Raw genomic sequence first — 24,062 nt, 5'->3', positions numbered from 1 at the left:
AAGGAGGCACTTCGATGTCGGCAGGGCACACGGCGGTAACCGACGCGCTGGCACCCTGCGGCCTGCCCGAGCACCCCGACTGCGGCATCCGCGACGTGCTCGACCGCATCGGCGACAAGTGGTCGGTGCTCGCGATCGTCGAGCTCTCCTCGGGCGTCCGCCGGTTCCGGGAGCTGCAACGGGCCATCCACGGCATCTCGCAGCGGATGCTGACCCTGACCCTGCGCCGGCTGGAACGCGACGGGCTGGTGCTGCGCACCGCGTACCCGACCGTCCCGGTTACCGTCACCTACGAGCTGACCGAGCGCGGGCGGAGCCTCACGCACCTGGTCAGGCAGTTGGCCGACTGGTCACTCGCGCACAAGGACGCCATCGCGCAGTCGCGGCACGCGTGGGACGCCGCGAACCCCGGCTCCGGCGTCTCCTGACCCGGAACGGGAGCCGTCAGGTCGCGTCGGCGTAGCAGTCGACGACGGAGAGGTCCAGCGGGAAGCGGACCGGGGTGTCGCCGAAGAGCAGCGCCGTGGCCTGCTCCCCGCACCGGGCGACCGCGTCGGCGACCGCGTCGGCCCGCTCCGCCGGGCAGTGCACGATCACCTCGTCGTGCTGGAAGAAGACCAGCTCGCCGCCGGTGGCGGCGAGCCGGCCGCGCAGCGTCGCCAGCAGGGTCGAGGCCCATTCGGCGGCGGTGGCCTGGATGACGAAGTTGCGGGTGAACCGCCCCCGGGACCGGGCCGCCCGCGCCCGCGGCGACTGCGGATCGTCGCCGCCGTCGGGCACGTCGGCGTCGGGGTCGCCGAAACCGGCCGTGCCCGGCGGGCAGGTGCGCCCCAGCCAGGAGCGCACCAGCCCGCCGGCCTCCCCCGTGCGGGCCGCCGCCTCCACATAGTTGAAGGCCGTCGGGTAGCTGCGCCGCAGCACCGCCAGCGCCGGCACCGCCGCCCCGCCCGTCTGCCCGTACATCGCGCCGAGCAGCGCCACCTTCGCCCGGGGCCGGTCGCCGCCGAAGGCGTCCTGGGCGAGGGCGGCGTAGAGGTCGCCGGCACCACCGGCGGCGGCGAGCCGGGCGTCGCCGGAGACCGCGGCGAGCACCCTCGGTTCGAGCTGGCCGGCGTCGGCCACCACGAACCGCCAGCCCGGATCGGCCACCACCGCCCGCCGGATCACCTTGGGGATCTGCAACGCGCCGCCGCCCCGGGTGGCCCAGCGGCCGGAGACGACCCCGCCCGGGACGTACTCCGGCTGGAACCGGCCGTCGCGCACCCAGGCGTCCCGCCAGGCCCAGCCGTGCGCCGTCCAGATCCGGTAGAGCTCCTTGTATTCCAGGACCAGCGGCACCGCCGGGTGGTCCACCCCGCGCAGCACCCAGGCCCGGGTGTTGGGCAGCTCCACCCCGGCCCGGGCGAACGCCCGCAACAGCTCCGCCGGGGAGTCGGCGTGCAGCTGGCGTACGCCGAACGCGTCGGCGATCCGCGCGGCCAGTTCGGCCAGCCGGCGGGGCGGGCCGCCCACCGGCGACGGCTCACCGAGCAGCTCCGCGAGGAGCCGGTCGTGCACGTCGGCCCGCCAGGGCAGCCCGGCGGCCCCCATCTCCACGGCGATCAGCGCGCCGGCCGACTCGGCGGCGACCAGCAGCCGGAACCGGCCGGGATGCCCGGTGGCGGCGATCCGGGCGAGCTGGTCGGCGTACACCCGGGTCAGTGCCTCGACGCCGGGGCCCGGCGGGCCGGGCAGGGCGTCGAAGAGCGCGCCCTGCCCGTGGCCGGGTGGCGCGGCCGGGCGGGGCGGCGGATCGGGCGGCACCGGCGCGCCGGTCAGCCGGGCCCAGGCCGCCGCGAACGATCGGGGCTCGCCCCAGCGGCCGGCGTGGCCGAGCAGCAGGGCCTCGGTCAGCTCGACGTCGTGGCAGCGGTCGACCCGCACCCCGGCGCGCAGCAGCGCCGGGTAGACGGTCGCGCCGGAGGCCCACACCCAGCGCGGCCGGTCCGCCGCCTCGCGCGCCGCGACGGCGGCGGCCAGGTCGGTGACCGGCTGCACCGGGCCGACGGGCTGCCCCGCGGCGTCGAGGGGTTGCAGCGCTCCCCCGCCCCGCTCGTCCGAGGCCACCGTCACCAGCACGGATGTGATTCTGCCTCGCCCCTGCGACACTCCGCCCACCAACCACCCCGGCGACGGAACGTCGGCGGGCGGCACGCCGGAAACGGGGCGGTGCGGCGGTGCCGCGGCTCGGTAGCGTGGGCCGGTGTCACCACGGATCCCCCATCCCGAGCCCGGTACTCCGGACCTCCGGGGCCCGTTGCGGTACCTGTGGTGGCTGGTCCGCTGCCAGCCGTGGCGGGTGCTGCGCGGCAGCCTGTTCGGCACGGCCTGGATGACCGGCCTGGCGGTCCGGCCCTACCTGATCTCCCGTGCCGTGGACGACGGGCTGCGGGCCGGCGACAACCGGGCCCTGGCCCTGTGGGTCGCGGCGATCGTCGTCGCCGGCGTCGCGCTGTCCTGGCTGGGCATCATGCGGCACCGCACGATGACCTTCATCCGGGAGGACGCGAAGGCGCGCTCCGCCGCCGTGGTGCTCCGCCAGCTGTCCCGGGTCGGCGCCGTGCTGCCACGCCGGGCGGCGGCGGGCGAGGTGGCCACGGTCGGCGGCACCGACATCGACCGGGCGGCGCAGGTGATGACGGTGACCGGGCCCGGCGTCGGCGCGGTGATCGCATACCTGGTCGTCGCCGTCGTGCTCTGGTCGATCTCGCCCCTGCTCGCGCTCTGCGTGCTGGTGGGCGTGCCATCGGTCGTCCTGGTCGTCGCTCCCCTGCTGCGCCGGCTGGAGCGGGCGGAGTCGGTCTACCGGCAGCAGCAGGGCGAGCTGACCGCCCGGTCGGGCGACATCGTGGCCGGGCTGCGGGTGCTCGCCGGGGTGGGTGGCCGGGGCCTGTTCGCCCGCCGGTACGCGGCCCGCTCCCGCGACCTGCTCGTCGAGGGATACCGGGTGGGCGCCGTGAACAGCTGGATCGACGCGGCGACGGTGGCCGTCCCCGGGCTGTTCCTCGCGGCGGTGGTGTGGCTGTCGGCCCGGATGGCCGTCACCGGCGACATCAGCGTCGGGGAGCTGGTCGCCGTCTACGGCTACGTCGCGACTCTCGTCGTGCCGGTCTGGTTCCTGCTGGAGGGCGGCCACCAGCTGATCCGGGGCCGGGTCGCGGCCCGCCGGATCGTCGCCCTGCTCGCCGTCGAGCCGGACGGCGTCGGCGGGCCGCGCGACACGCCGGCCCGTGCCCGCGCGGCGACGGTTCCCGGCAGCCGCCAGCCGGCCCGCCCCGCCACCCCCGTCGCGGCCCCCGCCGGTCCCGCCACCCCCTCCGGCGGCCCCGCCGGCCCTGTCCTGGGCTCCGCCGGCCCGGTCCCGACTCCCGGCGGCCCCGCCGGCCCGGTCGCGGATCCCGGCGGTCCCGCCGACCTGCACGACCGGTCGAGCGGGCTGACCGTCCGGGCCGGCAGCCTCACCGCGGTGGCCGCCGCCGACCCGGCGGACGCCCTCGCGCTGGCCGACCGGCTCGGCCGGTACGCCGTCAGCGACGCCACCTGGGGCGGCGTGCCGCTGACCGCCGTCGAACTCGACGAGGTGCGGGCCCGCATCCTGGTCGCCGACCACGACGCCTACCTGTTCGCCGGGAGGCTACGGGAGGTGCTGCGTGGGGCCCGCCCCGACGGTGACCGGGAGCGGATCGCCTCCGCCCTGCACGCCGCGTCGGCCGAGGACGTCGTCGAGGCCCTGCCGGACGGGCTCGACACCCCGCTGGACACCCGCGCCCGGTCCCTCTCCGGCGGCCAGCGGCAACGGGTCCGGTTGGCCCGGGCGTTGCTCGCCGAACCGGAGGTGCTGATCCTCGTCGAGCCGACCTCGGCGGTCGACGCGCACACCGAGGCGCGGATCGCCGAGCGGCTGCGCCGCGCGCGGGCCGGACGGACCACCGTCGTGCTCACCACCTCGCCGCTGCTGCTGGGACGGGCCGACGAGGTCGCGCACCTGGTCGCGGGGCGGGTCGCCGCCACCGGCGCGCACGCCGACCTGCTCGACCGGGACCCGGGCTACCGGCGGCTCGTGGCCCGTGGCGACGCCGACGCCGAGCAGGCGCTGCGGTGAGCGGGCTGCCGGTCGCCGACCGGTCCACCGTGCGCCGGGCGACCCGGGGCCTGATCGCCCGGGACCGGCGCGCGGTCGGAGTCGTGCTGGCGCTGCACGCCGCCGCCACGGTCGCCGGGCTCGCCCCGCCGTGGCTGCTCGGCACCATCGTCGACCGGGTGTCCGCGGGGGCCGGCGTCGCCACCGTCGACCGGTTCGCCCTGGCGATCGGCGGGGCCGTGCTGGTGCAGACGTTGCTGTCGCGCTACGCGCGGTACGCGGGCCACCGCTTCGGCGAGCGGGCCGTGGCCCGGCTGCGCGAGGAGTTCGTCGAGCGGACGCTGAACCTGCCCGTCGGCGTCGTCGAGCGCGCCGGCGCCGGGGACCTGGCCACCCGCAGCTCGGTCGACGTGGCCACCGTCGGCACCACGGTCCGGGACGTGGTGCCCATCATCGTCATCGCCTCGGTGCAGCTGGTGCTGCTGTTCGGGGCGGTGTTCCTGCTGCATCCGCTGCTCGGGCTGGCCGCGCTCGCCGGGCTGCCGACGATCGCGCTGGTGACCCGGTGGTACCTGCGGCGCGCCGGCCCGGCGTACCTGGCCGAGGGGGCGGTCGCCGCCGAGCTGACCGAGACGCTGACGAGCACCGCCGAGGGTGCCCGTACGGTCGAGGCGCTGCGCCTCGCCGACGAACGGATCGGGCACGGCACCGCGCGGATAGCCGGGGTCTGGGCCGCCCGGCGGAAGACCCTGGCGCTGCGCACGGTGTTCTTCAGCGTGGTGGAGGCCAGCCACCCGCTGCCCGTCGCCGCGCTGCTGCTGGTCGGTGGCCTCCTGCTCGCGCGGGGTGAGGTGTCCCTCGGCGCGGTGGTCGCCGCCGCGCTCTACCTGCAACAGGCGATCGATCCGCTGGACCGGATGCTCATGTGGACCGAGCAGGCACAGCGCGGCCTCGCCTCGTTCGCCCGGGTGCTCGGCGTCGGTCAGGTGCCGCCGGAGCGGCCCGGCCGGGCCGCCGCGCCGGTGGACGAGCGGCTGGTCGTCCGGGGAGCCCGGTTCGCGTACGGCGGCGGACCCGACGTGCTGCACGGCATCGACCTCGAGGTGCGGCCCGGCGAGCGGTTGGCGCTCGTCGGTCCGTCGGGGGCCGGGAAGTCCACCCTGGCGCGGCTGCTCGCCGGGATCGACGCGCCCCGGGAGGGGGTCGTCAGTGTCGGCGGCTGCCCGGTCACCGACCTGGACCCGGCCGAGCGCCGGCGGCGCATCGCCCTGGTCACCCAGGAACACCACGTGTTCATCGGCTCGCTACGCGACAACCTCGCGTTCGCCGCCCCGGACGCCTCCGACGACCGGATGCGCGCGGCGCTGGCCACGGTCGGCGCCGACTGGCACGCCCGCCTGCCCGACGGTCTCGACACCCTGCTGGGCGACGGGGCGCACCAGCTCGGCGCCGCCGAGGCCCAGCAGCTCGCGCTGGCCCGGCTGGTGCTCGCCGACCCGCACACGCTGATCCTCGACGAGGCGACCGCCGCTCTCGACCCGACGACCGCCCGGCGCACCGAGCGGGCCCTGGCCGCCCTGCTCACCGGGCGGACCGTCATCGCGATCGCGCACCGCCTCAACACCGCCCACGACGCCGACCGGGTGGCCGTGCTGGAGGGCGGGCGGATCACCGAGCTCGGCAGCCACGACGAGCTGGTCCGGGCCGACGGCCCGTACGCCGCCCTGTGGCGCTCCTGGCACCCCTGACCCGCCCGGGTCCTACTTCACCGCGCCGGAGGTGAGACCCGACTGGATCTGCCGCTGGAAGATCGCGTACACGACGATCATCGGGAGGATGGCGATGGTGAGGGCGGCGAAGAGGCCGGACCAGTCGGCCTCGTAGCCGGCGTTGACTGAGATGTCGGCGATGCCCTGGGTGAGCACCCACTTGTCCTTGGCGTTCGAGAGCAGCACGAGCGGTAGCTGGTACTGCCCCCACTGGCCGATGATGTTGAAGATCCCGACGCTGATCAGGCCCGGCTTCGCCATCGGCAGCATCACCTGGAAGAACAGCCGGGTGTGCGAGCAGCCGTCGATCATCCCGGCCTCGGCCACCGACGACGGCAGCGTCTTGAAGAACGCGGCCAGGAAGAACACCGTGAACGGCAGCGAGTAGGCGATGTAGACAAGCACCACGCCGGTGTGGGTGTCCAGCAGCCCCAGGTTGCGCACGACGAAGAAGAGCGGCACGAGGGCGAGGAACACCGGGAAGGCCAGCCCCGAGACGAACAGGTAGTAGATCGCCCGGTTGCCCCAGAACTTGTAGCGCGCCAGCACGTACGCGGCCATCGAGCCGAAGAGCATCGTGCCGAAGGTGCTGCACGCCACCACGATCACGCTGTTGATGAAGTAGCGCCCGACGTTCGCCTTGTTCCACGCCCGGGCGTAGTTCTCGAAACGCAGCTCGGCCGGCAGAGTCCACGGGCTGCTGAAGATCTCCGTGGTGTTCTTGAAGGAGGCGAGGAAGGTCCAGAGGATCGGCACGATCACGATGACCGCCCACACGGCGAGCGCCACGTGCCCGAGGTTGGCGAAGAGCCGTACCTCCGAGCGCCTGCCTCTGCCTCCGCGCCCGCCCGCGGCGCCCGGCTTCACGGTCTTCGGCGGTAGCGCCGCCGGTGTCGGCGGCAGCGTCGTCTGCGGGTTCATCAGTACTCCACGCTTTCCCGCTTGGTCAGCCGCAGCGTCAGCGCCGCGAACGTGAGGGTGAGGAAGAACAGCGCCACGCCCATGGCGGAGGCGTAACCGTACTTCGAGTAGACGAAGGCGTTGCGGTAGATCTCCATGGCCAGGACGGTCGTCGCGCCGTCCGGGCCGCCGCCGTCCACCGAGAGCACCGAGACGATGGCGAACGCGTCGAAGGCGGCGATGCCCAGGTAGACCCAGGCCACCTGGAGGGTGTCCCAGAGCAGCGGCAGGGTGACCCGGAAGAAGAGCGTCACCCGGCTCGCCCCGTCCATCTCGGCGGCCTCGTAGATCTCGCCGGGGATGGAGGCCATGCCCGCCGAGAAGAGCACCACGTAGAAGCCGACCGCCTGCCAGACCAGCACGGCGATGATCGACCAGAGCGCCAGGTTCGGCCGGACCAGGAAGAGCACCGGGTCGAAGCCGAGCTTCATCAGCACGCCGTTGATCAGGCCGGACTCGTTGGGCCGGTAGACCGTCTGGAACAGCACCGCGATGATGGCCACCGCCAGGACCTGGGGGAAGAAGAACACCACCCGGTAGAACTTCGACCCCCAGACCCCCTGGCGCTGCCCGCCGCTGCTCTTTCCGCCCACGTTGAGCAGGAAGGAGAAGAACAGCGCGATGGCGATGGTGATCAGCGGCAGGGCAAGCAGCAGTACGCCGTGGTGCTGGACGGCCTTCCAGAAGTTGACGTCGTCGAACAACCTCCGGTAGTTGTCGAAGCCCACCCACTGCGGGGCGGAGAGCCCCCGCCAGTTGGTCATCGAGATCTGGAACGCCTGCGCGTACGGCGCGATGACGAAGACGACGTACAGCGTGACGGGAACGAAGAGGAACCCGATCACGAACGGATACTTGCCGTGCCGCATGACCCCCACGCCCCGATCAGCGCTTGAACTTGGTGATGGAACTGTCCTTCTTGATCGCGTCGGCACGCTTCTGGATGCGCTCCACGAAGGCGTCCGCCTTGATCCGGCCGAACATCAGCTCGTTGGTGGCCGTGCGGACCTCCGTGTCGAGCTCCTTGTACCAGCCGTCGAAGTAGATGTTGAACACGTCCTGGCCGGCGGCCTTGAGCGCGGCCTGCGAGCTGGCCACGCCGGGCGGGAAGGCGAAGCCCTCCGAGCCGGCGGTGACCACGGTCGGGGCCTTGACCGTCTCGGTGAAGCCCTTCGCGCCGGCCACCGAGAGCATCTGGCGCATGTACTCCAGGCCGCCCTTGGGGTTCTTGCTCTTGGCCGAGACGAAGTAGCCCTCACCAGCGGTCGCCCGCAGCGCCGTCGCCGGCAGCTTGTCCGAGGCGGACAGGCTCGGCACCGGCATCAGCTGGTAGTCGAAGCCGGACGGGGTGTCCTTCTTCTGCTCGCCCTCCAGCCAGTCGCCGCTGGGGTAGAACGCCAGCTTGTACTGGTTCTGCCGCAGCTGCACGTCGGTGTGCTTGAGCCCCTCGAAGCTCTTGTCGACGTACTTGGCGCCGATCTCGGCCCACGCCGCGGCGGCCTGCTTGACCGCGTCCTGCTGCCAGGCGCCGTCCTCCAGGTTGTCGATGTTCTTCAGGACGTCGATGCCGCCGATCTTCGCCGCGTGGGTGAGGATCACGTTCCACTGGTAGTACGCGGCGTTCGCCCCGGCGTAGCCGTACGGGGTGATGCCCTTGGCCTTGATCTTGTCGAGCAGGGCGGTGAACTCGGACCAGTCCTTCGCCGGCGCCCAGCCGTTGTCCTTGAACAGCTTGCCCGAGTACCAGATGCCGAAGACGGTGGAGACGTAGTACAGGACGTACGGCTTGCCGTTGAAGGACCCGACGTCGACGGTGCCCGGCACCACGGTGTCGCGGACCTTCTTGTTCGGGTCGTCGACCGAAGGGGCGTCCCACAGCTCGGTGAGGTCCTGGAGCTGGCCGTCGGCGACCAGGGCGCCGAAGTCCATCATCTTCTCGCCGGAGTTGTTCACGAACTCCGGCGGGTTGCCCGAGGCGAACCGCGGCTGGAGCACCGTGGACACGGCCTGGGTCGACTGGTGCTTGATCTCGGCCTTCGGGAACGCCTTCTTGTACAGCGGCTGGTGCACGTCGGTGGCGTACTTCTCGCCGTAGCCACCGTTGAAGATGACCACCTCGATGGGGGCGTCCTCGGCCACCCCGAGCGGGTTGGTGGCGCTCTTCTTACCGTCCGCGACCTGCTCGTTCTTCTCGTCGCCGCCGCTGGTCGCGCAGGCGCTCAGCAGGCCGGCGGCCGGGGTGGCGAGCAGGCCCACCGCGGCGGCCCGGCGCAGCACGGTCCGGCGGCTCAGGTCGGCCGGGTTGTCGGGGGTAATCGACATCGTCGTCTCTCCTTGTGTGTTCGGGTCAGGCGGTCCGCCGGAGGCGCCCGGCATACCGCGACTCGAGGGCGTGGTTGTGCTCGTCCCCGCCGGGGACGTTGGCGGAGAGGTAGATAGGGGGTACCTCCCCGGCCTGGTGGAACCGTCGTACGACCTCGGCGGTCAGCAGCTGCGCCAGCAGCGCCGCGGTGACCGAGGAGACCGCACAGACCGCGCCGCCGCCCTCGAGCGGCAGCAGTGCGTCGCCGTACGGCGCGCCGTTGTCCAGCACGACGTCGGCGAGGTCGGCGAGGCGCCGGCCGGACGGGTGCCGCGGGGCGACCCGTGCGGTGTGCGCGACCGAGGTGACCGCGATCAGCGGGTGGCCGCGTCCGGTGACCAGCGTCGCCAGCTCGACCACCGAGCCGTTGATGCCGGACTGCGACGCCACCACGAACACGTCCTGCGGCTGCGGGGCAGCCAGCTCGTAGAGCTGGTGGGCGACCGCGGGGTCGCGCTCCAGCTTCGGGTCGGCGAGCACGTCGCGCGGGGCGTCGCCGTGCAGCACCAGGTCGTGCAGGGAGAGCCGGTTGGTGGGCACCAGCCCGCCGGCCCGGGCGACCAGTTCCGCGGCGAACGCCTCGGAGTGGCCGGCGCCGAACGCCTGGAGCACCCCGCCGGCGCGCAGGCTGGTGGCGATCAGGTCGGCGGCGGCGCCGATCGCGTCGGCGCTGGCGTCGACGAGCCGGTCGAGCACCGGGCGGACGGCGTCCGCGTACCCCTGGGCGCTGATCATGCGGTGGCCCCCTTCGCGGCCTTGTGCCCGTCGACGGCCTGGGCGGTACGCCGGAAGGCCGCGTGGGCGCGGTCGTGGGTGCGCTGGGCGACGGCGATGTAGAGCAGGTCGAGCACGACCAGCTGCGGGTGCCGGGCGGAGAGCGCGTCGGGGCGGAAGGTGGTGGCCTGGCTGGCGGTGAGCAGCACGATGTCGGCCAGCTCGGCCAGCGGCGAGCGCGGGAACCCGGTCAGCGCCACGGTGGTCGCGCCCCGGCTGCCCGCCTCGGCGAGCATCTCGATGGTCTCCCGGGTCTGGCCGGTGTGCGAGATGCCGAGCGCCACGTCGCCCTGGCGCAGCAGGGCCGCGCTGGCGAGGCCCTCGTGCACGTCGTTCCAGGCCCAGGCCGCCACGCCGATGCGGTGCAGGCTGAACTGCATCTCCTCGCCGACCAGGGCGCTGCCGCTGGCCCCGAAGATGTTCACCCTGGACGCCCCGGCGATGGCGACGGCGGCCCGTTCCACCTCGGCGAGGTCGAGCAGCGCGGCGGTGTCGTGCATGGCGCGGGTGTCGGCGGCCATGATCTGGTCGAGGACCCGGGAGAGGGGGTCGCTGGGCTGAATCTCGCGGCCGATGTCGACGGTCCAGCCCGCCGAGCGGGCCCGGCCGGTCTCCGCGGCGATGCCGAGTCGCAGGTCGGCGTAGCCGTCGAAGCCCATCGCCCGGCAGAAGCGGGTGATCGTCGCCGGGGAGGTGCCGCTGCGCTCGGCCAGTTCCACGATTGTCGCCCGGGCGGCGGCCTCCGGGTCGCTGAGCACGTGCTCGGCGACGCGGCGCAGTGCCCCCGTCAGCTCGGCCGCGCCGGCCCGGACCCGCGCCAGCACGCCGTCGGAGGCGACCCCGAGCGCACCCCGCCGGTCGACCGCGCCGGCGTCGACCACCGCGGTCCCCGCGGAGGTCTCCACCTCGTGATCAACCATGGGGCACCTTTCCGAAAAGAGTGTTAACTGTTAGTGGTAAAAGTTCTTACTGAAAGCCCCTCTGTGTCAAGGCCACGGGCGAAGTTTTCAAACTGTTACCTGGCGCACAGCCCCGGAGCCGGTCCGCCCCTTGCCCCCCGCCGCCGGGCCGACCAGCATGAACGCGGCGTCGATCGAGAGGCGGGTGCGAATGTCCGACAGCGTCGTGGTCGGTCTCGACGTCGGGGGTACGTCCACGCGGGCGACCGTCCTGGCCCTCGACGGGCGGCGGCTGGGCAGCGGCCGGGCGGGCGGCGGGAACCCCACCAGCCACGGTGCCGAGCGGGCGGCGGGCGAACTCCTGGCCGCACTGCGGGAGGCGCTCGCCGGCGTCGATCCCGCCCGGGTGCGTGGCGGCACGATCGGGCTGGCCGGGGCGGGCCGGCTGCTCGCCGATCCGGCGGGCCGCGAAGCCTTCGACCGGGCCTGGCGCGACGCCGGCCTGCGCTGCCCGTACGCGGTGCACGGCGACGCGCTGGTCGCGTACGCCTCGGGCACCGCCAGCCCGGAGGGCACGGTGCTGATCGCCGGCACCGGGGCGATCGCCGCCAGAGTCAGCGAGCTGCGGCTGGACCGGGTGGCCGACGGTCACGGCTGGCTGCTCGGCGACGCGGGCTCGGGCTTCTGGCTGGGCCGGGAGGCGGTCCGCCGGCTGCTGGCCGACCTCGACCGGGGGCACACACCGGGCCGGCTGGCGACCGGGGTGCTCACCGAACTGCTCGGCTCCGCCGAGGTGGCGACCCGCCCCCGGGACACCGTCGACGCCCTGGTCCAGACGGTGACCCGGCGACCCCCCGTGGAGCTGGCCCGGCTCGCGCCCCTCGTGGTCGCCGCCGCCGTCGACGGCGAGCCGGTCGCTTGTGGGCTCATCGACGAGGCCGCCGCGCACCTGGCGGAGAGCGCGGCGCGGATCCGCCCGGCGGGCGAGGTCTCCCCCATCGTGTTCGGCGGTGGCCTGCTGACCGGCGACACCCCGCTCGCCGCGGCGGTGCGGGTCGAGGTCGGCCGGCGGTGGCCCGACGCGCCGCTGCACAGCGCCGGCGACGGCGCTGCCGCCGCGGCCTGGCTCGCCGCCCGCGACCTGCCCGAGGTGACGGATCCGCAGGCCCTGCACGCCCTGCTGGTCCCGACGCGCTGAGCCCACTCCCCCGACCGGTCCACATCCGGATCGCGGAACCCGGTACACGTCGTTCGAATTCGGCCGCACACCACGTTCCTGTGGCGTCCCGGCACGAACTGAGATAAGAGCCCTACATCGAGGTACGTCTTCTGGACTCATCGCCGCCCACCGTCGGCACCTGCCCCCGGGAATTGTTCGGCAATGCCCCACCGACCTCGCCCGGAACGCCGGCATCGGTGCCCCACGCGCCGGCGCGGATGGTGCTAACTTGGCTGCCGTGAAGCCCGATTCAGGCTGGCATCGCCTCCCCTCGCGTCTTGAAGCCGATCAACTCGTCGTCGACGACCACTACAAGGTGATGAAGCGGTGGGAGACCCCGCTCATGCAACGGATGGCAGAGATCCTGCTCGCGAACCTGGAGCGGACCCGCATCATCGAGGTCGGCTTCGGCATGGGGATCTCCGCGGGTGCTCTCCAGGACCAGAAGATCGAGCGCCACACCATCATCGAACCCCACCCGGAGATGTTCGAGCGCCTACAGCAGTGGCGGGCCGATCGCCCTCAGGCTGACATCCGGCCCGTGCACGACTATTGGCAGAATCAGACAGGCCTGTTCGCGGAGGCCGACGGGATCTTCTTCGACACCTACGCCGAGGATGTGCCCGCCCTCGTCGACGAGAATGTCTCCTTCCTCGTCGAGGCGGCATCGCACCTCAAGCCGGGTGCCGCCGTCGCGCTGTTCTGGATCCTGCCGACCATCGACGAGGTTCAACAGGAAAAACTCTACAGCCACTACCGGCGAATCGTGATCGAACGGGTTCCCGTGGAGCCGGGGACGACCGGCGTCAACGCGCTCGCCCGCCTGGGCTTTCTTCTCGCCATCATCGCGATCAAGTAGGTCGCCGGTGTCGCTGACCTACGTCGTCTGCGCCACTCCGCGCGTCGGCAGCACCTACCTCTGCGAGGCCTTGGGGCGCGTTCCGGGCGCCGGCTCACCGCGGGAGTGGTTCGGCCGTCCACGCATCCACCATCTGGCCGGCACCTGGGACCTGCGGGCACCACAGTCCACGATGGACGAGCCGCGGCTGACCGACCCGTCGGCGTATCTCCGCAGAGTGCGCGCCGAGGCGGACAGCGGCGGAGTGCTCGCCCTCAAGCTGCACTGGAATCAGGTCGAGTGGTCGCGTGACAACCTCGGTGTCGATCCACTCGCCGTTCTCGAAGGCCGGCAGGATGTGCGGTTCATCCGCCTCTACCGCGACGACCTGGTCCTGCAGACGGTGTCCAGCTATCTCGCCTCGGTGACGAAGGAATACGTGCGCTGGGCCGGGACGGGCCACACCGACGACGACGAATTTCGCGACGCCGTGGCGGGGACCCCGGCCTACGACTTCGACGTCCTGTTGGACACCCTGCAGGCGTTGGCGGTCATCGAGCACGGGTGGAGCCCGTTCTTCGCCGAGCGCGACACGGCACCCCACACCCTGAGTTACGAGGAGCTGGACGACGATCTGGCTGGCTCGGTCAACGGTGTCCTTGAGTACCTCGGCCTTCCCCGGCAGTCCGTGGTGACGTCTCCGGTGGTGCGGCAACGGACGGCCGCCAATGACGACCTGGCAGAGCGGTTCCGGTCCGATCTGGTGAGCAGCGGGGTGGCCGATGCGCTCCCCGCCGACCTGCGCCGCCGCTGCGGCGTGCCGGTGTGAGTGGCAGCGGATGCGGCTGAGGCCCCTGGGCGGGTTGGCCGTCTCCGGCTACGGCCTGGGCACGTGGACGTGGGGCCACGAGACCGACGAGGACGCCGCACGGGAGCAGTTGTGGTGCTTCCTCGATGCGGGCGGCACGCTCGTCGACACCGCCGCCGTCTATGCGGACGGTAACGCTGAGCGCATCCTCGGCCGGTTGCTCGCGTCGGTGCCGCGTGACGCCGTCGTCGTCAGCACCAAGGCCGGCGTGACCGCGAACGGCGTGGACACCGCTCCCGATGCCCTGCTGGCCCAGCTCGACGCGTCGCTGCGACGTCTCGGTACGGACCATGTCGACCTGTGGCAGCTGCACGCCTGGAGCGACGCGACCCCGCTGTCGGCAAGCGTCGAGGCGCTACGTGTCGCACGTGATTCGGGCCGGGCCAGGGCGGTGGGGGTGTGCAACTACACGCCCCGCCAGGTGGACGAGGCGTTCGCGGTCACGGAGCGGATCGGCATGCCGATCAGCGGGGTGCAGCTCCAGTACTCGCTGCTGGTTCGGGCGGCCGAAGCCGTCGCGGAGCGGGTCCGTGCGCACGGTGCGGGGGTGCTGGCATGGTCGCCACTGGCCAGCGGGGTCCTGACGGGGAAGTATCACCGGGGGGTGCCGCCCGGCACCAGAGGCGCTGACCCCCGATACTCCCCGTTCATCGCGCCTTTCCTGTCCGCTCCCGAGGTGCCGGCGGCGCTCGAGGTACTCGACCTCGTCGCGAGGGCGCTGGGCCGCAGCTGCGCCGAGGTGGCGCTGGCCTGGGTTCGTGACCGCCCGGGGGTCGCCGGTGTGCTTCTCGGCGCACGCGACGCCGACCAGGTGCGGGCCCAGCTCGCCAGCGTCGACCTGGAGCTGCCGGCGGAGGTCGCCGACCTGCTCACCAGCTCGGTGATGCCGATCGGATGATCACTCGTGCTGGCCCGACGCCCGTTCGGCGAGCATCCGGTGGAGTTCCTCGACGGTGTACTCGACGGGGGGCGCCTCGCGACCGTGTTCGTCGGCCCCGGGTAGCGGCCGGCACCGGGGCGGTCTGCCTTCGCTCTTCGGTAGGAACTCGTAGTCCCGGCAGACCACGATGCGCAGCTGTTCGCGGCGATGACGGGTGATCAGAGCCGGGCACATGCCGAGCGAGTAGACACCGCAGTCGAGGTGCAGGGGCGGCTCCTTGAAGGTCACATCTTCGCTGTATCCGACGAAAATGATCAGGTCGCCACGGGCGATGTCGAACCCGCACGCCTGACACCGCCGCTCCACCATGCAGAGCACGGACTTGCCGGTGTCCACGAGTTTGAGCACGGGGGCTCCGGCCTCGTCCCGGAACGCCACGTGTGTGGCGAGGAACCCTCGGTGGTCCGCCTCGCCGTGCATCCCCGCGAGCAGGCGATCCGGGGGTGGAACTGGTCGTCTCGACACGAGCGGGTCCTTTCAGGAGGAGGCGTCACGGCACCTGGTGGAGTGCCTTCAGTGCCCAGGCGCAGACGAGCGCCGCCTTTCGCTTACGCGCGTCGCGGTCGGTGCTGCCGCCGTGGCCGGCTGACAGGTCCGTCGACAGCAGGAACGGTCCGCCGTGGGCCTGCTCGCGCAGGCGGGACACGTACTTGAGCGCTTCGTGCGCCCCGACCCTGCTGTCGTTCAGCGCGGCGAACACCAGCACCGGCGGGTACTCGCGGGAAGAGATGTTGTCGTAGGGCGCGTAGGCGCTGATGGCGGCGTAGGCGCGCGCGTCAGCCAGCGGGTTGCCCCACTCCGCCCGGTCGACAGTGGTGAGCGCCGCCTCGGAGTCGAGCAGGGTGCCGAGCGGGTCGAGGAACGGAACGTCGAGCACCAGCCCGGCGAACGATTCCGGCGAGGTGTTGCAGGCGGCAGCCGCGACGAGAGCACCGGCGGACGCGGCGCTGGCGACGACGCGCCCCGGTGGCAGGTCACAGGTTCGGACGAGCGCCTCCACGCAGGCCAGGTAGTCGTTCACGCCGGTCGCCTTGTGCTCGCCACGGCCAGCCTCGTGCCAACCGGGTGGACCCTCTCCGCCACCGCGGACATGAGCGAACGCGTAGACGCCGCCGCGGGCGAGGAACGGCAGCCGCGCGGGATCGAAGTCCAGCGGTACGACGGCACCGTAGGCACCGTAGACCTCGAGCACCGCGCCCGGTGGCGGTGGCGCACCAGCGCTGCGGCGTTGCCGCACCACTGTCAACGGCACCGCCGTCCCGTCACGACCGTGGGCCACCAGGTCGAGTTGTTCGTACCCGGCCGGATCCCAACCGGGAACCGCCGCCCTGTCCACGATGTCGGTGCTGCGGCTGCGCGGGTCGTACGCCGCGGTGATCGGCGGGCAGACGACCGAGGAGGCGGTGAACCGTACGAGCCGCGAGTGGTGGTCCGGGTTGCCGTTCACACCCACCCACGTCGTCGCGGCGGGTAGCGCCAGGTCGGTCACGACGTTGTCGGCGTCGATGACCCGTATCCCCCGGTGGCCGGGCGAGAACGTCTGCAGGACCACGTGTCCGGCGAACGCGTCGACGGTCAGCAGCTTCGTCTCCCGCGCGTCGCCGAACACCACCTCGGTCAGCGCTGCCATGGGCCGGGCCGGGCAGTGCCACAGCCGGGAGGTCTCGTCACCGGAGTTGGCCAGGATCCAGAACTGCCCCTCCCGGTGATCGGCCTGCAGACGCGTGCCGGCACGTCGTGCCGGCCCCAGGAGGAACGGTTCGGACCGTGGCGCCAGCGCGTCGATCACGGAGATCTGGTTGCCGACGTGGCTGTCCGACTCGATGAAGACGTACCTCTCACTACGTGACAGGTCGACGGTGAGCCACGACGACTCGTCCGGCTCCTCGTACACCAGGGTCCGCTCGCCCGTCGCCAGCGTGAGACGCCAAACCTGGAAGGCCCGGCCGGTGGCGTCCGTGACGAGGTGGAAGTAGTGCTCGCCGGCGGCGTCCCAGGCGCCGCCGTACGTGACCCCGTCGACCTGGACGGGCAGCTCGGCGCTGGCGGCGACGTCCCGGAAACGCAGGCGGAACCGCTCGTCGCCGACAAGGTCGACGGCGTACGCCAGGAGCCGACCGTCCGGCGAGACGTCGTAGACACCGAGCGCGAAGTGCGGCTGCCCGGCGGACAACGCGGCCTCGTCGAGCACGACCTGTTCGGTCTGTGGCACGGCCTCGCCCGAGTCGGGGTCGACCAGGCTGCGGCAGCGGAGCACCGCCGCGGATCCATCGGCCGTACGGCTGTAGTAGAGCCACTGTCCCTTCGCGACGGGCACCGATCGGGTGCCCTGCGGCGTCCAGGACCTGATCTGCGCCTCGGCGTCCGCGGCCGTGCTCTCCAGCGGCTCCAGGATCGCCGTGGTGTAGGCGTTGTTGGCCTGGACGACGGCGAAGACCTCGGGGGTGAACAGGTCTTCCATCCACTGCCACGGGTCGCTGCGGGTCTGCCCGTGGTGCCGGGTCAGGTGCTCCCTCGGCGGTGCAGCGGGTGGGTCGACGTCGGCCACGCTCCAGGTCGCCGCGACGCGGGTGCCTTCACTCATAGAGTTCCCTCAGCTCCCGCATCTCCTGCACCACCTCCGGCCACAGCTCGTCCGGCCCGGACAGGGCGCCCTCGATGCCGAAGATGTTGCCGAAGGGATCGCGGAACTGGGTGATCTGCCGGCCACCCTGCACGGCCAGCGGCCGGTGTATCTCCAGGCAGCCCCGGTTGGCGAGTTCACGGCGGGCGTCGTTGAAGTCCGCCACCTCCAGGTACGGCAGCGGCGAACCGCCGGGAGGATTGCGTTCGTCCGTCGGGGAGAACACGATCTCGACCCCGGCCAGGTCGATCGACGCCGAGCGGGGGAAGCGGACCAGCGGCTGCCGCGTGAGGTTGGCCCACCAGTGCGCGATCGCAAGCCATTCCTCGGAGAAGATGACGACGGACGAGACGCGGCTGATCGATACCGTCATGAGGTCCCACCCGGTTCCCGCGCCTCGAGCAGTGCCGCTGGCGCCCACCCGGCCACGAGCGCGTTGGCCTGGGATATCAGCACACGTCTGAGGAGCTGCGGTCGGGCGACGCTGAACAGGTCCGCCAGCGTCCGCCGGACGTCTTCGGGATCCGCGTCACGGCTCCACACGTGGGACGACGCGAACACGTCCGCGGCGTACAGCTCACCTCGCAGGATGGCGACGAAATCGTCGAAGCAGAGGGTGAGTCCGCACGGAAACCGGTCCCGGGCCGTCTCGGCGGCTTCATACAGCGGCACGAACCCGGACCGCGTGACGTCGAGCGCGTACTGGCAGCGGGTACCCGCCGGACCTTCGATGAGGGTGAGCAGGAAGGTCTTGGGCCCGAGGCCGTCGTGGGTGCCCTGGGCCCAGTGCGCGCGCCGTGGACCGCCCGGCGGGTACAGCGTCAGGTCCCTCGCCAGGCCGGGAAGCTCGTCGAGCACGAGTTCGTGGCGGTCGCGTCCTTCGCGGTCGCTTCTCGGCCGTCCGGACAGGGGGAGCACGAGCTCACCCAGCTCCTGTTCGTGGCCGGGCGAGACCCACTCCGCGGCGGCTGCCGGCTTCACGACCACGTCGATGTCCCAGGCGTCACCGGCACGGACCACGGACGGTGCGGCAGCCCCGGGCGCGGAGCCCTGCGCCACCCAACCGTCGAACACCGACCGGTCGACCGCCGGGTGCCGGACGCCACTGCCAAGGTGCAGCCCGTCGCCGTCTGACGCGGGCGCCCGCTCGGCCCCGCCGTGGCGCACCTCGAACACCGAGCCCTCGTCCGATGGCACTCCATCGGCTCGGCAGGGACCGTCGCCGCGCAGGTAGAACGCCGATGGGCGACCGGTTTCGCGGACCATCAGCCCCGCGGTCGGCAGGGTCGCGGTACTGACCGGCGCCGGCGCCACGAATCGCAGCACAAGATCACCGACGGAGACGTCGTGGTCGACGTACCCGCGGATCGCGACGAACCCCAGGACCTCGATCGCTTCGGCGGCCACCGCCGGCAGCAGCGGGCTCACCACCACCACCACCTGCCGATCGAGCTCGTGAAGCGTCTGCAGGTCCAGCTGTTCCGGGCGGGCACCGGTGATGACCACCGCGTCGACCGGCGGCATCGCGCCGTGGTCGAGGTGTCTGGGTGGGTGGAACACGTAGCGGTAGGAGTCGGTCCATCCCACGTCATCGAGCCAGGCCGGGTCCACCGCCACCCTGACCCCGCCGGTGGAGTGGACGCGCCAGCTGCGGCCACCCTCGAAGATGGCCTTCACCGCGGTTCTCCGTCAGCCTCGGACAGGTAGACGGCGTGCAGCAGCCGGGTGGCGGTGGCGTCCCGCCAGGACGCGGTGAGCGAGGGCATCTCGTTCGGCTGGGGCCACCACACGGCGACTTCCGTGTCGGCGGGGGCGGGCGCCACCATCATCGGCAGGTCCCGGTAGAGCACCGGTTCCAGGCCGAGGAGACGACCGGCTTCCGGGTGCCGCCCGGTTCCGCTCATCGCCCCACACCCTCGACCGCCAGATCGGGCACCCGTTCCTCCTCCATGCCCAGCCGGCGCAGCCCTGGCAGCGGAAGCACCATCAGGGTCGACACCACCAGGATCACCGTCGCCACCCAGCCCAGGGTGGCGGGACCCAGCCTCTCCAGGAGCCAGCCGGCAAGGAGGTATCCCACGGGCATCAGGCCGAAGACGGTCAGCTGATCGATGGAGAACACCCGCCCGAGCCGCCCGCGCGGGACTGTCCTCTGCAGAGCGGTGGTCCACAGCACCGCGAACGTGGCCAGTCCGAAACCGGTCAGCGCGGAGGCGACGAGAATCAACGCCGGATGGCCGTCCATCGCCAGCAGGACGGTCTGCGGGAGCTGGAGCAGCAGCACGAAGGTCGCCACCCAGCCCGGCGAACGCGTACGGATCGACGAGGCCAGCATCGCGCCCAGGAATGCCCCGCCCCCCTCAGCCGCCGAGATGTAGCCGAACCAGCCCTCGGGCCCGGTCAGGATGGGCAGCATCACCGCGACGGGTGCCGCCACCATCGCCATGTGCAACGTGCCCTGCAGCATCACACCGGCCATCCACGGCAGCCGGATGACGTAGGCGAAACCGTCCTTGATGTCGGCTGCGAGCGACGAGCCCTGGCCCTCCGGACTGGGCGCTGGCTCGTTCAGTCGGAGCAGTGTGACGATGCTGACGAGGAAGGTGACGATGTCGATTCCGAGCGCCCAGGTCGGGCTGAACGCCGCCGCCACGGCCCCGCCGAGCGCGGCGCCGACGATGACACCGAAGCGGTTCACCAGGGACCGCAGGCCGTTGGCGCTCGCCAACATCTCCTCGGGCACCAGCGACGGCAGGATCGCACCGTACGCGGGACGGTAGAAGCCGCTGCCGATGCCGAGCACCGCGGCCAGCACGCCGAGCACCACCAGCGGCGCGTCGTTGCCGACGAGGATGATGCCCAGAACGGCGGCGGCGCGGATCAGGTCAGAAATGATGATCATGCGAGAGCGGCGGTGCCGGTCCGCCAGGGCACCGCCGATCAACAGCGAGACGACGCCGCCCAGAGCCGTCATCCCGAGTACCAGACCCACCGCCTGAGCGGCATCCTCGCGTGGCAGCAGGAACAGCGCGACCGCCACGGTGTAGAGGGCGTCACCGACGACGTTGGTGAGCTGGCCGATCCAGACCCGCCGGAACTTCGGCAACCGCAGCGGAGTGAGAAGGGACGCGTTGAACATCAAGTTACCTCGGAAGTAGCGGGCCGTAGCCGATGCCGCTCATGAACTTCGCCGTTGGCCGTGTCGATCAGCAGGTCCACGCTCTCCTTCAGCGCCAGCGAAGCCCGGATCAGACCTTGGAGCAGCGCAACACCGTCCGGCTGGTGCCAGTCGCCCGGCATGCCACCCGGTTCACGGGACAGAAGACGTTGCGCCAGAACATCTGCCGCCTGATCCGGATCCTCCAGATGAGGACAGACCAGGACGGCGAAATCCGCCCGGTCGAGGGCGCTACGGAGCATACGTTCCTCGATCGACCCGCCGCGCTGGAGGGCGACGCCCCCGCCCGTGTCGACCACCCCCTCGGTGGCAGTGACCGCCTCAGCCAGCGCGCGCACCTCGTGGCGGGCGGTATAGGCGTGCCAGGCGGAAAGGCCACCGCTGGCGTACGCGTCATCGGCGGCCTGCTCGGTGTAGCCGAACCTTCCGTACCAGCGCGGAGGATCCTCGTCGAAGCAGGCGACCTCCAGGCCCCGGCGAGCGGCCAGGACCCCAGCGACCGTCGACTTGCCTGCGGCAGGTGGACCCACGACCACTATCGCCACGCAAGGGCCCGTACGTTGCGGTAGAGCTCGGCGGCCAGTTCCGGCCGCACCTGCTCGCTGTAGTAGCCGTACAGGAAGCCCACGGGGCTGTCCACCTTCTCGCACAGGTACCACTGGCGCATGCGGCTGACCGCGAGTTCCCAGATGTGGATCCTGCCCCGGAGTACGGCGACAAGGTCCACAGCGTTGACGTCGATGCCGGACGGCACGGAGAACAGGCAGTCGCGGAGGTCCAGCGGCTGCTCCTCGAAGCGGCCGTTGTTGAAGTTCAACACGAAGACTCGTGAGCCGTCGTCCGCCTCACCCGCGGCGTCGAAGCCGCGCAGGTGGACAGCGAACCTGTGCGGGCCGACCGGCTTGTCGAGATAGGTGTTCTGGGTGATCAGATCCCGCCCCAGGTTCGCCTGCATCAGCAGCGGAGCCATGAGCTGGAGTTCCGACTCGACGAGAGCCCGGTCCTCGTCCGTGAGCTGTTCGTCGAACAGGGGCGGCAGCGGCTCGGACAGGTCCGGCTCGGCAACGGCCTCCTTGTCGCTGGGGGCGACGGGACGCGACGGCTCGGCAGGATCGATCCATTCCGCCTGGCTGTAGCGCACCTCCGTCCCGTCGTCGACCACCACGTTCTGGCCGGGACTCATGCCCAGCACCCGGGTGGTCAGCGAGAGCCGGCTGGCGATGCCGGCCAACTGCTCGAAGTCTCCCCACAGGAACTCGCCGTGCTTGGCGGGAACCTGCACGTAGCCGCCACCGCTGAAGGTCACGTACCGGACCGAGGGGAAGCTCGCCACGACGTCGGACAGCACCCCGTGCAGCAGGCGGAGGCCGGTGACCTCAGCGAACTCGGCACTGCCGAGCGGCAGCATGTTGTCGAACGCGCCGAGGTGACCCGCCGGCGGCACCTGCCCGTTGTGGGTGGCCACGACGATGTCCGGATCGCATCCGCCCTCCAGCGAGGGGGCCGCGATCGACGTGTCGGACTGGATGAAGACTCCGCCGGCCTTCTCCTCCGCATGCCGCACGAAGACGCTGGCGACACGGTTCTCCCACATCGGCGCATCCGGGCCGCCCGGGACGAACACCACGTCGACCGCGCCGATCCTCTGCACCGCGCCGAGCTCGACCAACTCGACCTGGCGGCCCGCCTCCTCCAGGGCGCGAACGCACACCTTCGGCATCATCCGCGGCATCAGAATGCGGGTTTCCGGCGGCAGCAGGTCCAGCGAGTTGAGGTGGAAGTGGTCCAGATGCTCGTTGGTGACCAGCACGGCATCCAGCGACGGCATCTTCTCCACCGCCACCTGGCGCGCGGGATGGATCTCGAAACGCAGCCTGTCCGAGTGTCCGAAGGAGTCGGTCAGCACCGGATCGACGAGGACACGGGTATCCCCGATCTCCACCAGCCACGACTGGTGACCCAGGAACGTCAGGGATGCGGGGGACATCAGGCGTTCTCCTTCTCGAGGTACTCGAGCTGCTGCTGGTAGACCCGGCACGACAGGTCCGGGCGTACCTGCTCGCCGAGGGCGTCGTAGAACAGCGCCACCGGCGAGGACAGCGCGTTTCCGTCGAACCACGTGCGCATCGCGATGCCGACGACGTCCCAGTACTGCAGGTCGCCACGGAGTACGGCGGCGAAGTCGACGGCGTGGATGAAGATTCCCTCGGGGTACGCGGCGACAGAGTCGTCAAGCGGCAGATCCGCCGCCTCCTCGAACGCCCCGGCGGCCAGATCGAAGCGGAAGCTGCGGTCCGGACGGGTCAGATACTTGAGCTTGAGGACGAACGGGTGTGCCGACGGCGAAACGGCCATCCGCCGGCCGAAGTCACTGAGCAGCAGGACGCGGCTCAGATACGTCAGCTCGCGTTCGATGCAGGCCAGCGCCGCGTCCTCGGATTCTTCGTCGGCGTTCTCGATGCAGCGCATGGCGATGCTGTCCCGCCTGGCCAGGAAGCTCTCCCGCCGGTGGATCAGCTCGGCGAAGCGGTCATGGTCGACGCCGAGCCACGACAGCTCCCCGACCTTCTCGATGCCGTGCTCACGCACTTCGACGACGTCGCCGGGAACGGGGCCCACCACGTCCATGTGCCGCACCAGCTGCTTGGCCAGGCGCGCCATCTCCTGCTGCTCCGAGAACGGGAACGGGCCCATCTGCTCGTAGTCCTTCAGGAATCCGCCGCCGCACAGCAGGATGTGTGCCCCGCGGAAGATCTCCGACTGCTCCACCGCCGAGGCGACAACTTCCCCGAGGATGTCCAGGCCCGGAAAGCCCTGACCGCGGTAGCGGACGGCGGTCTGCCCGGCGGGCCGGTAGCAGTCCAGCGACCCGAACACACCGGGCGGGGTCACCTGCGCGTTGTTGCTCATGGCCACCACGCGGGGGGCTGGCAGCCGTCCCGAGGAAACAGCCTCGATGAAGTCCGTGGAGGTGGTGGCGTCGATTCCCAGGAAGACGCCGCCCCGGTCCGGCTCGGACGCGTCGAGCACGTAGACCTGCGACACGCGGCTCTCCCAGAGCACCGTGTCGGGGCCAGGGGGGAAGAGGGTGACGATGACCGACCCGAACCTGGCCGGCTCCCCGAACGGCAACCGGGTGACGGTCAGGCCGAGCGACTCGATGCAGTCGACGACGGTGTCGATCATGGTGGGCCCGACGATGACGGGCGTCGACTTGTCGAGCTTGTCCAGGGAGGGCAGGTGGAAGTGGTCGGAGTGCTCGTGACTGATGATCACGGCAGCAGGCCGTGGCATCCGGTCGATGTCGATCAGCCTCGGCGGATAGATCTCGACCGGGCTCGAGGTGTACTCCTCGCCGTAACGGCGGTACAGGATTGGATCCACGAGGACCGGTGAATCCTCGGCCCCGAGAGCGAAGCCGTTGTGTCCAAGGAAACCGATCTTCATATCGCCTCTTCCAAGGGGTGCGGTGGGGGCACAGTGACCGAAGGCGGTGGGCGACGTCGTACGCC

General features: G+C 71.7%; 22 protein-coding genes. 7 read left to right on the top strand and 15 right to left on the bottom strand.

Going from position 1 to position 24,062, the window contains the following annotated elements; all coding sequences use genetic code 11:
* Nucleotides 1-14 precede the first annotated feature (14 nt).
* Nucleotides 15-428 carry a helix-turn-helix domain-containing protein gene (locus tag ACGFNF_RS24185; protein WP_088999458.1) on the top strand — a complete coding sequence of 138 codons (414 nt, stop codon included), beginning with the start codon at nucleotides 15-17 and terminating at the stop codon, nucleotides 426-428.
* Nucleotides 429-444: 16 nt separating this feature from the next.
* Here the strand turns inward: ACGFNF_RS24185 and ACGFNF_RS24180 are convergent, their stop codons facing one another.
* On the bottom strand, nucleotides 445-2,148 hold the full coding sequence (locus tag ACGFNF_RS24180) for a bifunctional 3'-5' exonuclease/DNA polymerase (protein ID WP_393170848.1): 1,704 nt from the start codon (nucleotides 2,146-2,148) through the stop codon (nucleotides 445-447).
* 94 nt (nucleotides 2,149-2,242) lie between these two features.
* On the opposite strand from ACGFNF_RS24180, the gene ACGFNF_RS24175 reads away from it, so the two are divergent.
* A complete protein-coding gene (locus tag ACGFNF_RS24175) occupies nucleotides 2,243-4,141 on the top strand; it encodes an ABC transporter transmembrane domain-containing protein (protein ID WP_393170846.1) in 1,899 nt (632 codons plus the stop codon).
* A complete protein-coding gene (locus ACGFNF_RS24170) occupies nucleotides 4,138-5,868 on the top strand; it encodes an ABC transporter ATP-binding protein (RefSeq protein ID WP_393170844.1) in 1,731 nt (576 codons plus the stop codon). The genes ACGFNF_RS24175 and ACGFNF_RS24170 overlap by 4 nt, the downstream gene beginning before the upstream one ends.
* Nucleotides 5,869-5,880: 12 nt before the next feature.
* Here the strand turns inward: ACGFNF_RS24170 and ACGFNF_RS24165 are convergent, their stop codons facing one another.
* From ACGFNF_RS24165 to ACGFNF_RS24145, 5 genes are read right to left on the bottom strand one after another with little or no spacing between them, the layout of a single operon-like run.
* A complete protein-coding gene (locus ACGFNF_RS24165) occupies nucleotides 5,881-6,810 on the bottom strand; it encodes a carbohydrate ABC transporter permease (RefSeq protein ID WP_132238816.1) in 930 nt (309 codons plus the stop codon).
* The gene (locus ACGFNF_RS24160; RefSeq protein WP_334563809.1) at nucleotides 6,810-7,718 is read right to left on the bottom strand and encodes a sugar ABC transporter permease; all 909 of its coding nucleotides are present in this window, start codon (nucleotides 7,716-7,718) and stop codon (nucleotides 6,810-6,812) included. Before ACGFNF_RS24160 ends, ACGFNF_RS24165 begins: the two co-directional genes overlap by 1 nt.
* A gap of 16 nt (nucleotides 7,719-7,734) precedes the next feature.
* Nucleotides 7,735-9,171 carry an N-acetylglucosamine/diacetylchitobiose ABC transporter substrate-binding protein gene (gene ngcE / locus ACGFNF_RS24155; protein WP_393170843.1) on the bottom strand — a complete coding sequence of 479 codons (1,437 nt, stop codon included), beginning with the start codon at nucleotides 9,169-9,171 and terminating at the stop codon, nucleotides 7,735-7,737.
* A 25-nt stretch (nucleotides 9,172-9,196) separates the two neighbouring features.
* Entirely contained in the window at nucleotides 9,197-9,946 is a 750-nt protein-coding gene (locus ACGFNF_RS24150; protein ID WP_393170842.1) for an SIS domain-containing protein, read from the bottom strand.
* A complete protein-coding gene (locus ACGFNF_RS24145) occupies nucleotides 9,943-10,905 on the bottom strand; it encodes a MurR/RpiR family transcriptional regulator (protein WP_393170840.1) in 963 nt (320 codons plus the stop codon). The genes ACGFNF_RS24150 and ACGFNF_RS24145 overlap by 4 nt, the downstream gene beginning before the upstream one ends.
* 190 nt (nucleotides 10,906-11,095) lie before the next feature.
* Here ACGFNF_RS24145 and ACGFNF_RS24140 point away from each other — a divergent pair, with 190 nt between their 5' ends.
* The 4 genes from ACGFNF_RS24140 (at nucleotide 11,096) to ACGFNF_RS24125 (ending at nucleotide 14,707) form a co-directional block, all read left to right on the top strand.
* Nucleotides 11,096-12,082 carry an N-acetylglucosamine kinase gene (locus tag ACGFNF_RS24140; protein ID WP_393170838.1) on the top strand — a complete coding sequence of 329 codons (987 nt, stop codon included), beginning with the start codon at nucleotides 11,096-11,098 and terminating at the stop codon, nucleotides 12,080-12,082.
* 259 nt (nucleotides 12,083-12,341) lie between these two features.
* The gene (locus ACGFNF_RS24135; protein WP_393170836.1) at nucleotides 12,342-12,962 is read left to right on the top strand and encodes a class I SAM-dependent methyltransferase; all 621 of its coding nucleotides are present in this window, start codon (nucleotides 12,342-12,344) and stop codon (nucleotides 12,960-12,962) included.
* A gap of 7 nt (nucleotides 12,963-12,969) precedes the next feature.
* Nucleotides 12,970-13,770 (top strand): Stf0 family sulfotransferase, encoded by an 801-nt coding sequence (locus tag ACGFNF_RS24130; protein WP_393170834.1) that lies wholly within the window; start codon nucleotides 12,970-12,972, stop codon nucleotides 13,768-13,770.
* Between the two features lie 10 nt (nucleotides 13,771-13,780).
* Nucleotides 13,781-14,707 (top strand): aldo/keto reductase, encoded by a 927-nt coding sequence (locus ACGFNF_RS24125; RefSeq protein WP_393170832.1) that lies wholly within the window; start codon nucleotides 13,781-13,783, stop codon nucleotides 14,705-14,707.
* Here ACGFNF_RS24125 and ACGFNF_RS24120 read toward each other — a convergent pair whose 3' ends face one another.
* Genes ACGFNF_RS24120 through ACGFNF_RS24080 form a run of 9 tightly spaced genes read right to left on the bottom strand, consistent with a single transcriptional unit; the run spans nucleotide 14,708 to nucleotide 23,997 of the window.
* The gene (locus tag ACGFNF_RS24120; protein ID WP_393170830.1) at nucleotides 14,708-15,214 is read right to left on the bottom strand and encodes a hypothetical protein; all 507 of its coding nucleotides are present in this window, start codon (nucleotides 15,212-15,214) and stop codon (nucleotides 14,708-14,710) included.
* Between the two features lie 25 nt (nucleotides 15,215-15,239).
* Nucleotides 15,240-17,333 carry a prolyl oligopeptidase family serine peptidase gene (locus ACGFNF_RS24115; RefSeq protein WP_393170828.1) on the bottom strand — a complete coding sequence of 698 codons (2,094 nt, stop codon included), beginning with the start codon at nucleotides 17,331-17,333 and terminating at the stop codon, nucleotides 15,240-15,242.
* Nucleotides 17,326-17,745, bottom strand: coding sequence for a VOC family protein (locus ACGFNF_RS24110; RefSeq protein ID WP_393170826.1), 420 nt, complete (start codon nucleotides 17,743-17,745; stop codon nucleotides 17,326-17,328). Before ACGFNF_RS24110 ends, ACGFNF_RS24115 begins: the two co-directional genes overlap by 8 nt.
* Nucleotides 17,742-19,049 (bottom strand): hypothetical protein, encoded by a 1,308-nt coding sequence (locus tag ACGFNF_RS24105; RefSeq protein ID WP_393170824.1) that lies wholly within the window; start codon nucleotides 19,047-19,049, stop codon nucleotides 17,742-17,744. Before ACGFNF_RS24105 ends, ACGFNF_RS24110 begins: the two co-directional genes overlap by 4 nt.
* The gene (locus ACGFNF_RS24100) at nucleotides 19,046-19,276 is read right to left on the bottom strand and encodes a hypothetical protein (RefSeq protein WP_393170822.1); all 231 of its coding nucleotides are present in this window, start codon (nucleotides 19,274-19,276) and stop codon (nucleotides 19,046-19,048) included. The genes ACGFNF_RS24105 and ACGFNF_RS24100 overlap by 4 nt, the downstream gene beginning before the upstream one ends.
* Nucleotides 19,273-20,511 carry an MFS transporter gene (locus ACGFNF_RS24095; RefSeq protein WP_393170820.1) on the bottom strand — a complete coding sequence of 413 codons (1,239 nt, stop codon included), beginning with the start codon at nucleotides 20,509-20,511 and terminating at the stop codon, nucleotides 19,273-19,275. The genes ACGFNF_RS24100 and ACGFNF_RS24095 overlap by 4 nt, the downstream gene beginning before the upstream one ends.
* Nucleotides 20,511-21,095: a hypothetical protein gene (locus ACGFNF_RS24090; RefSeq protein WP_393170818.1), complete on the bottom strand. Its 585-nt coding sequence runs from the start codon at nucleotides 21,093-21,095 to the stop codon at nucleotides 20,511-20,513. Before ACGFNF_RS24090 ends, ACGFNF_RS24095 begins: the two co-directional genes overlap by 1 nt.
* Nucleotides 21,086-22,537, bottom strand: coding sequence for an MBL fold metallo-hydrolase (locus tag ACGFNF_RS24085; RefSeq protein ID WP_393170816.1), 1,452 nt, complete (start codon nucleotides 22,535-22,537; stop codon nucleotides 21,086-21,088). The genes ACGFNF_RS24090 and ACGFNF_RS24085 overlap by 10 nt, the downstream gene beginning before the upstream one ends.
* Nucleotides 22,537-23,997 carry an MBL fold metallo-hydrolase gene (locus ACGFNF_RS24080; RefSeq protein ID WP_393170814.1) on the bottom strand — a complete coding sequence of 487 codons (1,461 nt, stop codon included), beginning with the start codon at nucleotides 23,995-23,997 and terminating at the stop codon, nucleotides 22,537-22,539. The genes ACGFNF_RS24085 and ACGFNF_RS24080 overlap by 1 nt, the downstream gene beginning before the upstream one ends.
* Nucleotides 23,998-24,062 lie beyond the last annotated feature (65 nt).

The sequence above is a fragment of the Micromonospora sp. NPDC048868 genome, from assembly GCF_043198195.1.
GTDB classification, from domain to species: Bacteria; Actinomycetota; Actinomycetes; order Mycobacteriales; family Micromonosporaceae; genus Micromonospora; species Micromonospora reichwaldensis.
Note: the sequence above shows the minus strand (reverse complement) of the source record. Positions and strands in the feature narration are given on the sequence as shown.

Excerpts from the sequence above, each read along its gene's own strand:
- ACGFNF_RS24100 (WP_393170822.1), bottom strand. The coding sequence starts at position 19,276 with ATGAGCGGAACCGGGCGGCACCCGGAAGCCGGTCGTCTCCTCGGCCTG.
- ACGFNF_RS24145 (WP_393170840.1), bottom strand. The coding sequence starts at position 10,905 with ATGGTTGATCACGAGGTGGAGACCTCCGCGGGGACCGCGGTGGTCGAC.
- ACGFNF_RS24095 (WP_393170820.1), bottom strand. The coding sequence starts at position 20,511 with ATGTTCAACGCGTCCCTTCTCACTCCGCTGCGGTTGCCGAAGTTCCGG.
- ACGFNF_RS24125 (WP_393170832.1), top strand. The coding sequence starts at position 13,781 with ATGCGGCTGAGGCCCCTGGGCGGGTTGGCCGTCTCCGGCTACGGCCTG.
- ACGFNF_RS24140 (WP_393170838.1), top strand. The coding sequence starts at position 11,096 with ATGTCCGACAGCGTCGTGGTCGGTCTCGACGTCGGGGGTACGTCCACG.
- ACGFNF_RS24150 (WP_393170842.1), bottom strand. The coding sequence starts at position 9,946 with ATGATCAGCGCCCAGGGGTACGCGGACGCCGTCCGCCCGGTGCTCGAC.
- ACGFNF_RS24110 (WP_393170826.1), bottom strand. The coding sequence starts at position 17,745 with ATGACGGTATCGATCAGCCGCGTCTCGTCCGTCGTCATCTTCTCCGAG.
- ACGFNF_RS24080 (WP_393170814.1), bottom strand. The coding sequence starts at position 23,997 with ATGAAGATCGGTTTCCTTGGACACAACGGCTTCGCTCTCGGGGCCGAG.
- ACGFNF_RS24115 (WP_393170828.1), bottom strand. The coding sequence starts at position 17,333 with ATGAGTGAAGGCACCCGCGTCGCGGCGACCTGGAGCGTGGCCGACGTC.
- ACGFNF_RS24160 (WP_334563809.1), bottom strand. The coding sequence starts at position 7,718 with ATGCGGCACGGCAAGTATCCGTTCGTGATCGGGTTCCTCTTCGTTCCC.
- ngcE (WP_393170843.1), bottom strand. The coding sequence starts at position 9,171 with ATGTCGATTACCCCCGACAACCCGGCCGACCTGAGCCGCCGGACCGTG.
- ACGFNF_RS24085 (WP_393170816.1), bottom strand. The coding sequence starts at position 22,537 with ATGTCCCCCGCATCCCTGACGTTCCTGGGTCACCAGTCGTGGCTGGTG.
- ACGFNF_RS24165 (WP_132238816.1), bottom strand. The coding sequence starts at position 6,810 with ATGAACCCGCAGACGACGCTGCCGCCGACACCGGCGGCGCTACCGCCG.
- ACGFNF_RS24185 (WP_088999458.1), top strand. The coding sequence starts at position 15 with ATGTCGGCAGGGCACACGGCGGTAACCGACGCGCTGGCACCCTGCGGC.